Genomic DNA, 15,676 nt, shown 5'->3' on the forward strand with positions numbered 1-15,676 from the left:
GCATTCGCGGGTGAACCCGCTCCCACAGGGTCCGCGCCGCGCTTGAGAGTGGCGCAAGAATCCAGCTGTTGTGGGAGCCTCCCATGTTGAACACCCTTCTACCCATCCTGCTGTTCGCTGCCCTTGGCCTGGCGGTGCTCGGCGCCCTGCGCCGGGTGCGCATGTGGCGGCGTGGCCGGCCGTCCAAAGTCAACCTGATCGGCGGCCTGCTGGCCATGCCGCGCCGCTACCTGGTGGACCTGCACCATGTGGTCGAGCGCGACAAGTACATGTCCAAGACCCACGTGGCCACCGCAGGCGGCTTCGTGCTGTCGGCCGTGCTGGCAATCCTGGTGCACGGCTTCGGCCTGCAGAGCAAGATCCTTGGCTACGCCTTGCTGGTGGCCACGGTGATCATGTTCAGCGGCGCCATCTTCGTCTTCAAACGCCGCCTCAACCCGCCTTCGCGCCTGTCCAAGGGCCCGTGGATGCGCCTGCCGAAGAGCTTGCTGGCGTTTGCCGCGAGCTTCTTCATCGCCACCTTGCCGGTCGCCGGCATCCTGCCGGCCAATACCGGTGGCTGGGTGATGGTCGGCATTCTCGGCCTGGGCGTGCTGTGGGGCGTGTCGGAGCTGTTCTTCGGCATGACCTGGGGCGGCCCGATGAAACATGCCTTCGCCGGTGCCCTGCACCTGGCCTGGCACCGTCGCGCCGAACGCTTCGGCGGTGGCCGCTCCACTGGCCTCAAACCGCTGGACCTGGAAGACCCGAATGCGCCGCTGGGCGTGGAAAAGCCGGTGGACTTCACCTGGAACCAGCTGCTGGGCTTCGATGCCTGCGTGCAGTGCGGTAAATGTGAAGCCATGTGCCCGGCCTTTGCCGCCGGCCAGCCGCTGAATCCGAAAAAGCTCATCCAGGACATGGTCATCGGCCTGGCCGGCGGCACCGACGCGCAGTTCGCCGGCAGCCCGTACCCGGGCAAACCGATTGGCGAACACGGTGGCCACCCGCACCAGCCGATCGTCAATGGCCTGGTCGATGCCGAAACGCTGTGGTCGTGCACCACCTGCCGTGCCTGTGTCGAGGAATGCCCGATGATGATCGAGCACGTCGATGCCATCGTCGACATGCGCCGTCACCTCACCCTGGAAAAAGGCGCTACCCCGAACAAGGGCGCCGAAGTGCTGGACAACCTGATCGCCACCGACAACCCGGGCGGTTTCGCCCCTGGTGGTCGCATGAACTGGGCCGCCGACCTCAACCTGCAACTGCTGTCGGAGGTGAAAACCACCGAGGTGCTGTTCTGGGTCGGTGACGGTGCCTTCGACATGCGCAACCAGCGCACCCTGCGCTCGTTCGTCAAAGTGCTCAAGGCTTCGGGCGTGGACTTTGCCGTACTCGGCCTTGAAGAACGCGACAGCGGCGACGTGGCACGTCGCCTGGGCGACGAAGCGACCTTCCAGCAATTGGCCAAACGCAATATTCAGACCCTGGCCAAGTACAAGTTCCAGCGCATCGTCACCTGCGACCCGCACAGCTTCCATGTGCTGAAGAACGAGTACGGCGCCCTGGGCGGTGACTACCAGGTGCAGCACCACAGCACCTACATCGCCGAACTGATCGCGGCCGGCAAACTCAACCTCGGCCAGCACAAGGGCGGCAGCGTCACCTACCACGACCCGTGCTACCTGGGCCGTTACAACGGTGAATACGAAGCCCCGCGTGCCGTGCTCAAGGCACTGGGTATCGAAGTGCGCGAGATGCAGCGCTCGGGCTTCCGCTCCCGCTGCTGCGGCGGTGGCGGCGGTGCGCCGATCACCGACATCCCGGGCAAGCAGCGTATCCCCGATATGCGCATGGACGACATCCGCGAGACCGAGGCCGAGCTGGTGGCCGTGGGGTGCCCGCAGTGCACCGCGATGCTCGAAGGTGTCGTCGAACCGCGCCCACAGATCAAGGACCTGGCCGAGCTGGTGGCCGACGTGCTGATCGAAGAGGACGCGCCCTCTGCCCCAAAGCCGCAAACGGCCAAACGTGAACCCGCGGAGGTGCACTGATGAGCGACATTATCCGCCGCGACCCACGCGCCGAGTGGATCGCCCGTAACCGTCTGCACCCGCTGCATGCAGCGATGCAGACGCAGCAGACCAGCTGGATGGGGCCCAACGGCCTCATCCGCAAGAACCCCCATGCGATCGCCGCAGGTTTCATCGGCCCGGCTGGCATCAAGCGCATCGACCGCAGCGGCGCCCAGCAGGGTACCGCCGTGGGCGGGCGGCGCACGGCGGCGGCCGAGGTCAAGCTGCCGCTGCACCAGGTGCCGGCGCCGGCGTTCTACATTGCCGTGGTGCCGGACATGGTCGGCGGCCGCCTGAGCAGCCACGATCGCGACCTGCTCGGCCTGGCCCATAGCTTGGCCGGCAGCGACGGTGCAGTGCTGGCGGTGGTGTTTGGCGAACACAAGGAAAGCAACTTTTCCACAGCCGGGGTCGACCGCCTGTTGGTCATCGAGGGCGAGGCTTTCGAAGGTTATGCACCGGAGCAACTGGTACAAGGCCTGCGGGCTGTGGATAACCAGTTCACCCCGCGCCACTGGCTGCTGCCCGACAGCCGCACCGGTGGCGGCGAACTGGGCCGGCGCCTGGGCGCAGCCCTGGGCGAGCGCCCGGCGACACGGGTGTGGCAGGTCAAGGATGGCCAGTGCATCGGCCGTGCCGGTGCCGGCCAGCAAGACCTGCAGCGTGCCGTGCCACGCCTGATCCTGGCGGCGGCCGAGTGCGCCGAGCCGGTCAGCGAAACCCGTCACGAAGCCTTGCCGGTGGAGTTGTCCACAAGCGTGGCGCGCAGCCTGTCGCGCATCGAAGACCTCGGCTCGGTGGCCGTGGACCCGGCCACCATTGCCATGGCCGAGGCCGAGTTCATCGTCTCGGGCGGCAACGGCGTCAAGGACTGGGACCTGTACCACAAGGCCACCGCGGCCCTCGGCGCCACCGAAGGCGCCTCGCGGGTGGCGGTGGACGACGGCTTCATGCCGCGCAACCGCCAGGTGGGTGCCACCGGTACCTGGGTCACCGCGCGGGTCTACGTGGCTGTGGGTATCTCGGGCGCGATCCAGCACCTGCAGGGCATTGGCGCCTGCGACAAGGTGGTGGCTATCAACATGGACCCGGGCTGCGACATGATCAAACGGGCTGACCTGTCGGTAATTGGCGACAGTTCGGCGATTCTCCAGGCACTGATCGAGGCTGTGGATAACTACCGCAGCAGCGGCCAGCGCGACGCGGCATAAGGGCACGAGCATGAGTACGAAAGTGATCAGCCTGGTTTCCATCGGTGCCCACCCTAGTTCTGGTCGCGCCCGCCGCGCCGAGCAGGACGCCCGCGCCGTCGAGCTGGGTTTGCAGCTGGCTGGGGATAACTTGCAGGTGGTGCATGCCGGCGACCCCCGGGAAGAAGCGCTGCGCGCTTACCTGGGCATGGGGCTGGACCACCTGGATGTGCTGGAGCAGCCGGCTGGTGCCGATGTGCTGGGCGTGCTCGGGGATTACCTGCGCGACGCCGGGGCACAACTGGTGCTGACCGGCAGCCAGGCCGAGACGGGTGAAGGGTCAGGCATGTTGCCGTTCCTGCTGGCCGAAAAGCTCGGCTGGCCGCTGATTGTAGGGTTGGCCGAAGTGGAGTCGATCGAGAACGGCACCGCCCAGGTGTTGCAGGCTTTGCCGCGTGGTCAGCGGCGTCGGCTGAAGGTGCGCCTGCCGTTGCTGGCGACTGTGGATAACGCTGCGCCCAAACCGCGCCAGAGTGCCTTCGGGCCGGCTCGCCGTGGTGTGCTGGCGGCGCGCAACGTGGCCATTGTCGAGGACGAACTGTTGGCCGATGCCGAGCTGCAACCGGCCCGTCCGCGGCCCAAGCGTCTGAAAGTGATCAAGGCCAAGAGCGGCGCCGACCGGATGAAGGCTGCAACCGCCAAGGCCAGTGGTGGCGGTGGCAAGGTGCTGAAGGACGTTTCGCCACAGGAAGGCGCCGAGGCCATCCTCAAGCTGCTGGTGGAAGAGGGCGTGTTGCGCTGAAGCCAGAGGCTTGGAGGTCTCTTTGTGGGAGCGGCCTTGTGTCGCGAAAGGGCCGCGTAACGGCTCCAGCCATTTCTGCAGTGATGCAAAAACCTGGGGCTGCTGCGCAACCCTTTCGCGACACAAGGCCGCTCCCACATTCCATACACAGCATCGACCGAATGCTTTTGCCCACCAAATCTGTTCGCCAAGGTGTGGATAAAGTGTTGGCGCATGGCTGTAGCCCTTGTATGACGGGGCCTTCAAGGTTTTGATCAAAAAACGATCACCCTTGCTCCCTGCCTTCGCATGCACGCGCGTCAGCATCCTCGAGATCTTGCCCACAATCGCTGTTAGCCGGTCTGTGGATAATCTGTTTGGCATCTCCTGTAAGCCGCGTAGTCAAAGGGCTTGAAAAATTTGTTCAAAAAATGATCAATTCCGTCTGGATCCTGCTCGATCCTTGAAAATCAGGGCTTTGAGTCGCTTATCCACAACCCGATTGCAGAAAAATCATCGGTTGCCCACAAACTCTGTTGGTGTCTCTGTGGACAAGATGTACGAAGTCCGCTGTAGCCCAATGAACATGCGGTCTTGGCGATTATGAGCAAATAATGATCAGCGGCCCACCTGACATTTTTGCCAGTACGCAAGTTTCCAACCAGCCGTTACCTTGTCCAAAGGTCTTCGTATGCGTGGATAAGTCATGGCGACACTCCTGTTGAAAGCAGATCGGCAACACTCTGTACTGGGCGGAGCCTCCTCCAACACGCGTGCTTATTCACCTTATGGCATCACCAACACTGTCTTCGCCCCAGGGCTGGCTTTTTGTGGGCAATATCTGGATCCATCGACTGGAAATTACCCGCTGGGAAATGGTCACCGCTTCTATAGCCCAACTTTGATGCGATTCATTACGCCTGACACGCTAAGCCCGTTTTCCAAGGGCGGCATCAATGTGTACGTTTATTGTGGCGCTGACCCGGTAAATCGACATGATCCAAGCGGCGCTTTCTGGTTGGGTATTTTGCTCAGAGTCGTTGGCCTGGCTTCCAGTGGCGCTACCTTGTTTGGTGCAACAGTGCGTACGATGAGGAATGTCGTGGGGAGGAAGTCCAGCACAGCGAACGCCACTCCCTCTTCTCACCAGGAATTGTCCCATCTGAGCAGGGTTTCAAATCAGCAGTTCGCCATGACGGGAGCTTTCGGTGTCGCCGGCCAAATAACTGCTGCGGTATACGGAGTGAGCCCAAACCTGCAAACACTTACGGATGTGTTTGCAGTCGGCAATACGGTGTCCAACCTGAGCGGTGGTTCGATAGGGAATTTTGCAGCAGCGCGCGAGGTGCTCGGATACTTGCAAGCTAATCCACATGAAGTTGTGCCAGTGGTCTGGGAAACACTTGTGGATCTGACGATGGTGGACGAGATGTTGTCCGCAGTAGGCAGGGGGTTCGAGGGCGCAGCAAGGCGGATAAGGTCGACCCGCCCTGCTGCACCCTACGATGTTCAAGTATAGGCTGCGGTACTGCTTACTGCGCCTGCACTTCCTTCAGGTAGGCCGCAGGTTCAGCGCCCAGATTGTTCAGCAGCCGCTGGCTGTACCAGTCAATGAAGTTGACCACGCCAAACTCGTAGGTCTTCGAGTAAGGCCCAGGCTGGTACGCAGTGGAATTGATCCCGCGCTGGTTCTCTTCGGCCAGGCGACGGTCCTGGTCGTTGGTGGCGTCCCACACCTTGCGCATGTTCTCCGGGTTGTAGTCCACGCCCTCCACGGCATCCTTGTGTACCAGCCACTTGGTGGTGACCATGGTTTCCTGGGCACTGATTGGCCACACGGTGAACACGATCATGTGGTCGCCCATGCAGTGGTTCCACGAGTGCGGCAGGTGCAGGATGCGCATCGAGCCCAGGTCCGGGTTCTTGATACGGCCCATCAGCTTCTGGCAGGCCTGCTTGCCGTCCATGGTCATCGACACGGTGCCCTTGAGCAGCGGCATGCGCACGATGCGGTTACGCAGGCCGTGGCTCTTGTGCAGGTAAGGGATTTTCTCGGCTTCCCAGGCGGCGGCGGAGGCGGCCACGTGGTCCTTGAATTCCTGGCTGGCGCGAGGGTCGTTGGTGTCGTCCCATTCCAGCAGGGTTTGCAGCAGCTCCGGATGCGAACCGTTGCAGTGGTAGCACTCGCGGTTGTTTTCCAGCACCAGCTTCCAGTTGGCCTTTTCCATCAAGGTGGTTTGCACCGCCACCTTGGTGTTTTCCATGTCGTACGGTTCCATGTAGTGCTCGAGGGTAGCCAGGAACTCGTCGATGGCCGGCGGGTTTTCCGCCAGGCTGATGAAGATGTAGCCGCCGGCGACCTTCACGTTCACCGGCTTCAGGCCATACTGGTTCATGTCGAAGTCGGCGCCCATTTCGGTGCCAGCGAACAGCAGGCGGCCGTCCAGCTCGTAGGTCCACTGGTGGTACGGGCAGACCAGCTTGGCCACCTTGCCTTTGTCGCTGACGCACAGGCGCGAGCCGCGGTGGCGGCAGACGTTGTGGAAAGCGTGCACTTTACCTTCGGCGCCACGCACCACGATGATCGGGTTCTTGCCGATCTGCAGGGTGATGTAGTTACCCTTGGCCGGGATCTCGCAGGTCATGCCGGCGATCAGCCACTCCTTGTGGAAGATCTCCTGCATGTCGATCTGGAACAGACGCTCGTCGTTGTAGAAAGGCTGGGGCAGCGAGAAGGTGCGCTCGCGGGTCTGCAGCATTTCGGCTGTTGCCTTGCGTGCAGGTTCCAGTGGATCGCCCAGGCTCAGGGTTGCGGTGACGTCCATCGTGTATTCCTCGGGGCCGTGTGCGGCCGGCAAAAGGTGGCTAATCGTTGTTGTGGTGCCGCAAGGCTGCTCATCAAGAAACAGCATGTTGTTTGCCGTGGAGTGTGCGTCCGAAGGCGCCAAGAACCGTATCCATGGGCGACATGGCCGATTTGAATTACGACGCGCCAGCCCTTGTGGCGCGGGGCTGGTCGCGATAAGCACGCCGATGTCGCTGGCAGGAATGTACGTCGTCTTCAGCTTGCGCATTATCCAAGCCATAAAAAGGCCGATAGTCGGCTGCTGGAGATGAACATGTCCGATACCTTCCTCAATCCGGTCACCACCCAGACCTGGGCCAACGGCCGCCACATCGTGCGCTGTGTCAAGGTCATCCAGGAGACCTGGGACGTGCGCACCTTCTGCTTCATGGCCGACCAGCCGATCATGTTCTTCTTCAAGCCAGGGCAGTTCGTCACCCTTGAGCTGGAAATCGAAGGCAAGCCGGTGATGCGCTCCTACACCATCTCCAGTTCGCCATCGGTGCCCTATAGTTTTTCGATTACCGTCAAACGTGTGCCGGGTGGCCTGGTGTCCAACTTCCTTCACGACACCATGCACGAAGGTGCCGAGCTGCCGGTGCACGGCCCGGTGGGGCTGTTCAACGCCATCGACTTCCCGGCGCAGAAGGTGCTGTACCTCTCGGGCGGTGTCGGTATCACCCCGGTCATGTCGATGGCGCGCTGGTTCTACGACACCAACGGCAATGTCGACATGGTGTTCGTGCACAGCGCCCGTTCGCCGAAGGACATCATCTACCACCGCGAGCTGGAGCAGATGGCTTCGCGCATCCCCAACTTCAGCCTGCATATCATTTGCGAGAAGCATGGCCTGGGCGAGCCTTGGGCGGGTTACCGTGGCTACCTGAACCAGCGCCTGATGGAGCTGATCGCGCCGGACTACATGGACCGCGTTGTGTTCTGCTGCGGCCCGACGCCATACATGACTGCGGTCAAGCGCATGCTCGAGGCGGTCGGCTTCGACATGAAGAACTACCACGAGGAGTCGTTCGGTGCGACACCAGCGGAAGCCAAGGCCGATGCGGTCGAGCATGCCGAACAGGCTGCCGACGCACCGGAACTGGATGTGGCCGACCTCAACCTGGTGGAGTTCATCGGCAGCGAGAAAAGCATCCGCATCGCCCCGGGCGAGACGGTGCACGCGGCGGCGGCCAAGGTTGGCCTGATGATCCCGAAAGCCTGCGGCATGGGTATTTGCGGTACTTGCAAGGTGCTCAAGCTGGGCGGCGAAGTGGAGATGGAGCACAACGGTGGCATTACCGAAGAGGACGAAGCCGAGGGCTACATCCTGTCGTGCTGCAGTGTGCCGAAAGGGGATGTGCGGATCGATTACTGACCCGGGAATGCAGGGGGCTGCTTTGCAGCCCTTTCGCGACACAAGGCCGCTCCCACAAAGGTCCCGGTTACGCCGGTCTATGTGGGAGCGGCCTTGTGTCGCGATGGGCCGCAAAGCGGCCCCGGCTATATGAAGTCAGGTGCGGAAGCGCGCTACCAAGCCATTCAGATCGACAGCCAACCGCGACAGCTCCGCACTCGCCGCGCTGGTCTGATGCGCCCCGGTAGCACTCTGCACCGACAAGTCATTGATGTTCACCAGGTTGCGGTCCACTTCCCGCGCCACCTGCGCCTGCTCTTCCGCCGCGCTGGCAATCACCAGGTTGCGCTCGTTGATCTGCGCCACCGCCCCGGCAATGGTGTCCAGCGCCAAGCCTGCGCCACGGGCGATATTCAGCGTCGATTCGGCACGTTCGGTGCTGGTGCGCATCGAGTCCACGGCCTCTTCCGTACCGCCCTGAATGCTGCCGATCATCCGCTCGATCTCGCTGGTCGACTGCTGGGTACGGTGGGCCAGCGCCCGCACTTCATCGGCAACCACGGCGAAACCACGGCCTGCCTCGCCGGCACGTGCCGCCTCGATCGCCGCGTTGAGTGCCAGCAGGTTGGTCTGGTCTGCCAGGCCGCGGATCACATCGAGCACCTTGCCGATATCACGCGACTGTTCGGCCAGGTGGGTAATCAGCTTGGCGGTGGCCTGTACGTCACCACTCATGCGCTCGATGGCACCCACGGTTTCCATGACCAGGTCGCGGCCATCGCCAGCCGAACGGCTGGCTTCGCTGGAGGCCTCCGAGGTGCTGACTGCATTGCGCGCCACCTCTTCCACGGCGCTGGTCATCTCGGTCACCGCAGTGGCGGCCTGTTCGATTTCGTTGTTCTGCTGCTGCAGGCCACGGGCGCTTTCGTCGGTGACGGCGTTCAGCTCCTCGGCAGCCGAGGCCAGTTGAGTCGCAGAGCCTGCAATCAGCAGCAAGGTGTCGCGCAGCTTGTCCTGCATGCGGGCCATGGCGCGCAGCAGGCGGGCAGCTTCGTCGGTACCCTCGGTATGGATGACGTGGGTCAGGTCGCCGTCGGCAATTTGTTCGGCGCACCTGAGCGCCTCGTCAATCGGCTTGACGATGCTGCGGGTCAACAGCAGGGCGCAGGCAAAAGTCAGCACGGTGGCGGCGACCAACAGGGCGATCACCAGGGAGAACGCCACGTCGTACTGGCTGGCGGCTTTCGCGTTGGTGTCACGGGTCTGCTCGGTATTGATGCGCACCAGGGTCTCCATGATCTTGTTGATCTGTTCGGAGGTGGTCAGCACGTCACGGTTGAGAACCTCCCTCAGTTCGTCGAGGCGGCCGGCCTGGCTCAGGCTGCGCATGTGCGATTCCAGCTGGCGGTACTGGTTTAGCAACTGTACGTATTGGTCGTACGCGGCCTGTTCGTCGGCGGCACTGATCAGCGGCAGGTAGACCTGGCGCGCGCGGTCGATCTCCTGGTTGCGCTGATCCATCAGGTTGAGGGTGTCCAGCTGGTTTTGCGGCTCGCGATTCACCAGCAGGCGGTAGGCGAGGCTACGCATGCGCAGGTTCAGCGCGTTGAGCTCATCGAGGGTTTTGATGGCGGGCACGCTGACCTGTTCGATGACCAGGCCGGCCTGGCGGATGTTGCCCATCTGTACCAGGGAGAAGATACCAAGGCCGAGCATCAGCAGGCCGATAAGCGCAAAGCCAAGCAGTGCGCGCGGGGCAATATTCATGTTGCGTAATGACATGGTACGGGCAGATCCAGGCAAGTGAGGGAGACGCAACCTGTGCGACAGGATGTGACTCCTTGAGTATCGGTCGTGACCGGTCAGTCTTGAGTGTGCACCTGGCAAAATTGCGCGGCGGCTCCGGTGTTCCTGACCGGCGGTTGACCCAGGTCGGAACAAGGCGCCGGTTACCCTGTCAATCTGCGGGTTAGACACCTCGTGAATCCGATATTTAATAGCGATGGGCCGCACTTTTCTTTATCGTGTGCGCCCCTCGCAACAACCAGAGATAGACCCATGCTGGAAGCCTCCCTGAATCAAATCGAGCAACTGGTCAACGACCTGATGCAGAAGAACGCTCAACTCACCGAGCAGAACACCGCCCTCGGCCAGGAACTGGCCCAGGCCAAGGAAGAGAACGAAACCCTGCAGCTGTCGCTGATGGAGCAGGAAGAGAAGAACGGCAGCACCGCCGCACGCCTGCAGGCCCTGGTCGAGCGCGCCAACGCCGGCGTTGTAGGCGCATGACATTGCGAGCGCAGCCGATCAATGTTGTGTCGATCCTCGGCAGCGACTATTCGATCAAGGCGCCTGAGGGTCAGGAAGCAACCCTGGCCCAGGCGGTGCAGATGCTCAACACGGCCCTGGCCCAGACCAAGCGGCAGTACCCGACCCTGATCGGCGACAAGCTGCTGGTGCTGGCCGCGCTGAACCTGTGTTCGCGGCAGATCGAACTGCAGGATGAGCACCGCAAGACGCTGGAGCGTACCCAGGCGCAGATCGACGCCACGGTGGATGCGATCGTGCGGACCATTGCCGAACAATAAGGCCTTGCAGCGGCCCCTGTAGGAGCGGGTTTACCCGCAAATACGTCAGTGGCTTCACCATCGCATTCGCGGGTGAACCCGCTCCCACAGGGGCGGCGGATTGCTTCAGAGTACTGGATTAACTGGATACGCAAGTGTATACACTTTCCGCAAAACAATAATGTGCGGGGGGTAGGGGCATGCGTATCTGGCGTAAAAGCATCCAGTGGCAGTTGATCACCAGCATGGGCGCAGCCTTGCTGGCGAGCATCCTGGTGGTGGTCATCATCTTCACGGTGGCGCTCAACCGCCTCACCGAACGCTACCTGGTCGAAACCGCGCTGCCCGCCAGTATCGAGGCCATCCGCAACGACATCGAGCGCATGCTAGGCCAGCCTCTGGTGGCGGCGGCGGACATTGCCGGCAACACCCTGTTGCGCGACTGGCTTGCCGCCGGTGAAGACCCTGCCCAGGCCCCCTCATTCATCGAGTACCTGGCCGCCGCCAAGCAGCGCAACCAGGCCTTCACCACCCTGTTCGTTTCGACCGAAACCGGTCATTACTACAGTGAGAATGGCCTGGACCGTACTCTCAGCCGCAGCAACCCCAAGGACAAGTGGTTCTACGGCTACATCGACAGCGGCGCCGAGCGCCTGATCAATATCGATATCGACGGTGCCACGGGCGAGCTGGCGCTGTTCATCGACTATCGCGTGGAAAAGAATGGCCAACTGGTCGGCGTGGCCGGCATGGGCCTGCGCATGACCGAGCTGTCGAAGCTGATCCATGACTTCAACTTTGGCGAGCATGGCAAGGTCTTCCTGGTGCGTAACGATGGCCTGATCCAGGTTCACCCGGACGCTGCCTTCAGCGGCAAACGCCAGCTTGCCGAACAGCTCGGCGCGGATGCCGCCAAGGCGCTGATGACCGGCGACGAAGGCCTGCGCAGCAGCCGCTTCAGCCGAGACGGCGAAAGCTACCTAGCGCTCGGCATGCCCCTGCGCGATCTGAACTGGACCCTGGTGGCCGAGGTGCCGGAGGAGGAAATCTACGCGCAAATGCATCAGGCGGTATGGCTGACCAGCCTGATCGGTGGTGCCGTGGCGCTGGTGTCGCTGTTGCTGGTGGTGGTGCTGGCGCGTGGCCTTGTGCAGCCGATCCGACGCGTCACTGCGGCGTTGGTACAGATTGGTAGTGGTGCAGGCGACCTCAGTCACCGGCTGGACGATTCACGCCAGGACGAACTGGGCGACCTGGCGCGTGGTTTCAACCGCTTCCTCGACAGCCAGCGCCGGCTGATCGGCGAGGTGCTGCACACCTCCGAGCGGCTGCATCAGGCGGTCGAACAGGTGACGCAGGTGGTGGACAATACCGCCGAGCGTTCCGGGCGCCAGCGGGAAATGACCGAAATGGTTGCCACTGCCGTGCACGAAATGGGTTTGACCGTGCAGGACATTGCTCGCAACGCCGGCGATGCGGCCCAGGCCTCGCAGTTAGCGCGAGATGAAGCCTTGCAGGCGCGTGAGGTGGTGCAACGCTCGATCCGTGGTATCGAGGGTATGTCGGGTGATATCGGCAGGGCAGCCGATGCGGTCAGCCAGTTGGCCGACGAAGTGGCCTCGATCGATGAAGTTCTAGCGGTAATCCGCAGTATTTCCGAACAGACCAACCTGTTGGCGCTGAATGCCGCCATCGAAGCGGCCAGGGCAGGGGAGATGGGGCGTGGGTTTGCCGTGGTGGCCGATGAGGTGCGTACGTTGGCCCGGCGCACGCAGCTGTCCACCGACGAAGTGCAGCAGATGATCCAGCGCTTGAAGCAGGGCGCGGGTTCGGCGGTGAGTTCGATGCAGGCAGGGCAGCAGGCGACGGGTAGTGGGGTGGAGTCGAGCCAGCGTACTGGGGTGTCGTTGGGTGCGATTACCGATCAGGTCGAGCACATCAGCGATATGAACCATCAGGTGGCCACGGCGACCGAAGAGCAGTCGGCGGTGACCGAGGAGATCAACCGGACCGTGCAGGGGATTTCCGACTTGGCGCGGGAGACGGCGGCAGAGGTGCATGGGTGCCGCGAGGAATGCCAGGCGTTGCGTGGGTTGGCTGATGACCTGGCGCGGCAGATGGGTGGGTTCAGGCTTTAGATCAGTGTTGGCTTCTTCGCGGGTAAACCCCCACAGGTTCATCACAGGCCTTGAAACCTGCGCGATCCCTGTGGGAGCGGGTTTACCCGCGAATGCGGCCTGTCAGGCGCCGATGATGCTGCGGATATCCGCCGCCAGCTCGCGCACCCGCTCTTCCTCGGTATCCCACGAACACATGAACCGCGCCCCGCCGCTACCAATGAAGGTATAGAACCGCCACCCCCTGCCGCGCAGTGCTTCAATGGCGTGCTCCGGCATCTGCAGGAACACCCCGTTGGCCTCCACCGGGAACATCAGTTCCACCCCCGGCAAGTCACTCACCAGCGAGGCGAGCAACTGCGCGCAATGGTTGGCGTGATTGCCATGGCGCAACCAGGCGCCATCTTCCAGCAGGCCCACCCAAGGTGCCGACAAGAAGCGCATCTTCGACGCCAGCTGCCCGGCCTGCTTGCAGCGGTAGTCGAAGTCCTCGGCCAGCTGACGGTTGAAGAACAGGATCGCCTCACCCACCGCCATGCCATTCTTGGTGCCGCCAAAGCACAGCACATCGACGCCGGCCTTCCAGGTCAGCTCGGCCGGGCTGCAACCCAGGAAGGAGCAGGCATTGCTAAAGCGTGCGCCGTCCATGTGCAGGTTCAGCCCCAGCTCCTTGCAGGTAGCGCTGATCGCCTTCAGCTCGTCGGGGCGATAGACGGTGCCCACCTCGGTGGCTTGGGTAATGGTCACCACCCGTGGCTTGGGGTAGTGGATGTCCTGGCGCTTCAGCGCCACTTCGCGGATCGACTGCGGCGTCAGCTTGCCGTTGACGCTGGGTGCGGTCAGCAGCTTGGAGCCGTTGGAGAAGAACTCCGGCGCGCCACACTCGTCGGTTTCGACGTGGGCGGTCTCGGAGCAGATCACGCTGTGGTAGCTCTGGCACAGCGAGGCCAGGGCCAGGGAGTTGGCGGCGGTGCCGTTGAAGGCGAAGAACACCTCGCAGTCAGTTTCGAACAGCTTGCGGAAGTACTCCGCGGCGCGTCCGGTCCACTGGTCGTCGCCGTAGGCGCGGTCGTGGCCATGATTGGCCTTCTCCATCGCCGCCCAGGCTTCGGGGCAGATACCGGAATAGTTGTCGCTGGCGAATTGTTGGCTCTTATCTGTCATGACACTGTCCTGTGAACGACGCAGAGCAGCACTCTAAACCATCGATTCAGCAGTTGCCTATACAAGCGGTGCAGCGTTTGATTTCGGCATTGCCTGTACTGGCCTCTTCGCGGCTAAAGCCGCTCCCACAGAGACATTGCAAGCATTGAAGCACCGCCGTACCTGTGGGAGCGGGTTCACCCGCGAAAGAGCCGGCACGGGCGACACAAAAGCGAATGTCGTAAACGCGCCATTGCAAGGCGTGCGCAGGCATCTGACCTGCCCCGGCCAGTCATAACATCGCCACAAAGGGCCGCAGTGCCCCACGACAAAAAACGATCGCTGCCGGGAGATACACGATGTTCAGCAAGCAAGACCAGATCCAGGGTTACGACGATGCACTGCTGGCGGCGATGAATGCCGAAGAACAGCGCCAGGAAGACCACATCGAGCTGATCGCCTCGGAAAACTACACCTCCAAGCGCGTGATGCAGGCCCAAGGCAGCGGCCTGACCAACAAGTACGCTGAAGGCTACCCGGGCAAGCGCTACTACGGTGGCTGTGAGCACGTGGACAAGGTCGAGGCACTGGCCATCGAGCGCGCCAAGCAGCTGTTCGGTGCCGATTATGCCAACGTCCAGCCGCACTCCGGCTCCTCGGCCAACGCAGCTGTCTATCTGGCCTTGCTGCAGGCCGGTGACACCATCCTCGGCATGAGCCTGGCCCACGGCGGCCACCTGACCCACGGCGCCAAGGTGTCGTCCTCGGGCAAGCTCTATAACGCTGTGCAATACGGCATCGACACCAGCACCGGCCTGATCGATTACGACGAAGTCGAGCGCCTGGCAGTCGAGCACAAGCCGAAAATGATCGTCGCCGGCTTCTCGGCCTACTCCAAGACCCTCGACTTCCCACGCTTCCGCGCCATCGCCGACAAGGTCGGTGCGCTGCTGTTCGTCGACATGGCCCACGTTGCCGGCCTGGTTGCCGCTGGCCTGTACCCGAACCCGATCCCGTTCGCCGATGTGGTCACCACCACCACCCACAAGACCCTGCGCGGCCCACGTGGTGGCCTGATCCTGGCCAAGGCCAACGAAGAGATCGAGAAGAAGCTGAATGCTGCGGTATTCCCTGGCGCCCAGGGCGGCCCACTGATGCACGTGATCGCTGCCAAGGCCGTGTGCTTCAAGGAAGCGCTGGAACCTGAGTTCAAGGCTTACCAGAAACAAGTGATCGAGAACGCCCAGGCCATGGCCCAGGTATTCATCGACCGCGGCTACGACGTGGTCTCCGGTGGCACCGACAACCACCTGTTCCTGGTCAGCCTGATCCGCCAGGGCCTGACCGGCAAAGATGCCGACGCCGCCCTGGGCCGCGCGCACATCACCGTCAACAAGAACGCCGTGCCGAACGACCCACAGTCGCCGTTCGTCACCTCGGGCCTGCGCATCGGCACCCCGGCCGTCACCACCCGCGGCTTCAAGGTCGCCCAGTGCGTGGCCCTGGCCGGCTGGATCTGCGACATCCTCGACAACCTCGGTGACGCAGACGTCGAAGCCGATGTGGCGAAGAACGTCGCGGCCCTGTGCGCAGATTTCCCTGTTTACCGCTGAGTGGAGTCA

12 protein-coding genes are annotated in these 15,676 nt (G+C 62.6%); 9 read left to right on the forward strand and 3 right to left on the reverse strand.

The genetic code is table 11. From position 1 onward, the window contains the following. Nucleotides 1–83 precede the first annotated feature (83 nt). From dgcB to CAY82_RS15320, 4 genes are all read left to right on the forward strand, one after another. On the forward strand, nucleotides 84–2,036 hold the full coding sequence (gene dgcB, locus CAY82_RS15305; protein WP_087501966.1) for a dimethylglycine demethylation protein DgcB: 1,953 nt from the start codon (nucleotides 84–86) through the stop codon (nucleotides 2,034–2,036). Continuing rightward, nucleotides 2,036–3,268: an electron transfer flavoprotein subunit alpha/FixB family protein gene (locus CAY82_RS15310; protein WP_087501967.1), complete on the forward strand. Its 1,233-nt coding sequence runs from the start codon at nucleotides 2,036–2,038 to the stop codon at nucleotides 3,266–3,268. The genes dgcB and CAY82_RS15310 overlap by 1 nt, the downstream gene beginning before the upstream one ends. 10 nt (nucleotides 3,269–3,278) lie before the next feature. After that, complete coding sequence (locus tag CAY82_RS15315; RefSeq protein ID WP_087501968.1) at nucleotides 3,279–4,049, forward strand: electron transfer flavoprotein subunit beta; 771 nt, start codon at nucleotides 3,279–3,281, stop codon at nucleotides 4,047–4,049. A 685-nt stretch (nucleotides 4,050–4,734) separates the two neighbouring features. Beyond that, complete coding sequence (locus CAY82_RS15320; RefSeq protein ID WP_087501969.1) at nucleotides 4,735–5,547, forward strand: RHS repeat-associated core domain-containing protein; 813 nt, start codon at nucleotides 4,735–4,737, stop codon at nucleotides 5,545–5,547. Nucleotides 5,548–5,560: 13 nt separating this feature from the next. Here CAY82_RS15320 and gbcA read toward each other — a convergent pair whose 3' ends face one another. Further along, nucleotides 5,561–6,853 (reverse strand): glycine-betaine demethylase subunit GbcA, encoded by a 1,293-nt coding sequence (gene gbcA / locus CAY82_RS15325; protein ID WP_087501970.1) that lies wholly within the window; start codon nucleotides 6,851–6,853, stop codon nucleotides 5,561–5,563. 294 nt (nucleotides 6,854–7,147) lie between these two features. Between gbcA and gbcB the strand changes: the two genes are divergently transcribed. Next, a complete protein-coding gene (gene gbcB, locus CAY82_RS15330) occupies nucleotides 7,148–8,248 on the forward strand; it encodes a glycine-betaine demethylase subunit GbcB (RefSeq protein WP_087501971.1) in 1,101 nt (366 codons plus the stop codon). 135 nt (nucleotides 8,249–8,383) lie between these two features. Here gbcB and CAY82_RS15335 read toward each other — a convergent pair whose 3' ends face one another. After that, complete coding sequence (locus CAY82_RS15335; protein ID WP_087501972.1) at nucleotides 8,384–10,009, reverse strand: methyl-accepting chemotaxis protein; 1,626 nt, start codon at nucleotides 10,007–10,009, stop codon at nucleotides 8,384–8,386. Nucleotides 10,010–10,285: 276 nt separating this feature from the next. Between CAY82_RS15335 and CAY82_RS15340 the strand changes: the two genes are divergently transcribed. The 3 genes from CAY82_RS15340 to mcpH all read left to right on the forward strand — a co-directional run bounded on the left by CAY82_RS15340 (nucleotide 10,286) and on the right by mcpH (nucleotide 12,932). Continuing rightward, nucleotides 10,286–10,516 (forward strand): hypothetical protein, encoded by a 231-nt coding sequence (locus tag CAY82_RS15340; RefSeq protein ID WP_087501973.1) that lies wholly within the window; start codon nucleotides 10,286–10,288, stop codon nucleotides 10,514–10,516. Then, complete coding sequence (locus CAY82_RS15345) at nucleotides 10,513–10,815, forward strand: cell division protein ZapA (protein WP_087501974.1); 303 nt, start codon at nucleotides 10,513–10,515, stop codon at nucleotides 10,813–10,815. The genes CAY82_RS15340 and CAY82_RS15345 overlap by 4 nt, the downstream gene beginning before the upstream one ends. Nucleotides 10,816–10,994: 179 nt before the next feature. Next, nucleotides 10,995–12,932, forward strand: a complete 1,938-nt coding sequence (gene mcpH / locus CAY82_RS15350; protein WP_087501975.1) for a methyl-accepting chemotaxis protein McpH — start codon at nucleotides 10,995–10,997, stop codon at nucleotides 12,930–12,932. 102 nt (nucleotides 12,933–13,034) lie between these two features. On the opposite strand, the gene CAY82_RS15355 is transcribed toward mcpH, so the two are convergent. After that, nucleotides 13,035–14,075 (reverse strand): low specificity L-threonine aldolase, encoded by a 1,041-nt coding sequence (locus tag CAY82_RS15355; protein ID WP_087501976.1) that lies wholly within the window; start codon nucleotides 14,073–14,075, stop codon nucleotides 13,035–13,037. Nucleotides 14,076–14,413: 338 nt separating this feature from the next. Here CAY82_RS15355 and CAY82_RS15360 point away from each other — a divergent pair, with 338 nt between their 5' ends. Beyond that, the gene (locus CAY82_RS15360) at nucleotides 14,414–15,667 is read left to right on the forward strand and encodes a serine hydroxymethyltransferase (RefSeq protein WP_087501977.1); all 1,254 of its coding nucleotides are present in this window, start codon (nucleotides 14,414–14,416) and stop codon (nucleotides 15,665–15,667) included. The last annotated feature ends 9 nt before the right edge of the window (nucleotides 15,668–15,676 follow it).

The organism is Pseudomonas sp. SID14000, assembly GCF_002165135.1.
In the GTDB taxonomy this organism is placed as follows: Bacteria; Pseudomonadota; Gammaproteobacteria; order Pseudomonadales; family Pseudomonadaceae; genus Aquipseudomonas.

Excerpts from the sequence above, each read along its gene's own strand:
- dgcB (WP_087501966.1), top strand. The coding sequence starts at position 84 with ATGTTGAACACCCTTCTACCCATCCTGCTGTTCGCTGCCCTTGGCCTG.
- CAY82_RS15310 (WP_087501967.1), top strand. The coding sequence starts at position 2,036 with ATGAGCGACATTATCCGCCGCGACCCACGCGCCGAGTGGATCGCCCGT.
- CAY82_RS15315 (WP_087501968.1), top strand. The coding sequence starts at position 3,279 with ATGAGTACGAAAGTGATCAGCCTGGTTTCCATCGGTGCCCACCCTAGT.
- CAY82_RS15320 (WP_087501969.1), top strand. The coding sequence starts at position 4,735 with ATGGCGACACTCCTGTTGAAAGCAGATCGGCAACACTCTGTACTGGGC.
- gbcA (WP_087501970.1), bottom strand. The coding sequence starts at position 6,853 with ATGGACGTCACCGCAACCCTGAGCCTGGGCGATCCACTGGAACCTGCA.
- gbcB (WP_087501971.1), top strand. The coding sequence starts at position 7,148 with ATGTCCGATACCTTCCTCAATCCGGTCACCACCCAGACCTGGGCCAAC.
- CAY82_RS15335 (WP_087501972.1), bottom strand. The coding sequence starts at position 10,009 with ATGTCATTACGCAACATGAATATTGCCCCGCGCGCACTGCTTGGCTTT.
- CAY82_RS15340 (WP_087501973.1), top strand. The coding sequence starts at position 10,286 with ATGCTGGAAGCCTCCCTGAATCAAATCGAGCAACTGGTCAACGACCTG.
- CAY82_RS15345 (WP_087501974.1), top strand. The coding sequence starts at position 10,513 with ATGACATTGCGAGCGCAGCCGATCAATGTTGTGTCGATCCTCGGCAGC.
- mcpH (WP_087501975.1), top strand. The coding sequence starts at position 10,995 with ATGCGTATCTGGCGTAAAAGCATCCAGTGGCAGTTGATCACCAGCATG.
- CAY82_RS15355 (WP_087501976.1), bottom strand. The coding sequence starts at position 14,075 with ATGACAGATAAGAGCCAACAATTCGCCAGCGACAACTATTCCGGTATC.
- CAY82_RS15360 (WP_087501977.1), top strand. The coding sequence starts at position 14,414 with ATGTTCAGCAAGCAAGACCAGATCCAGGGTTACGACGATGCACTGCTG.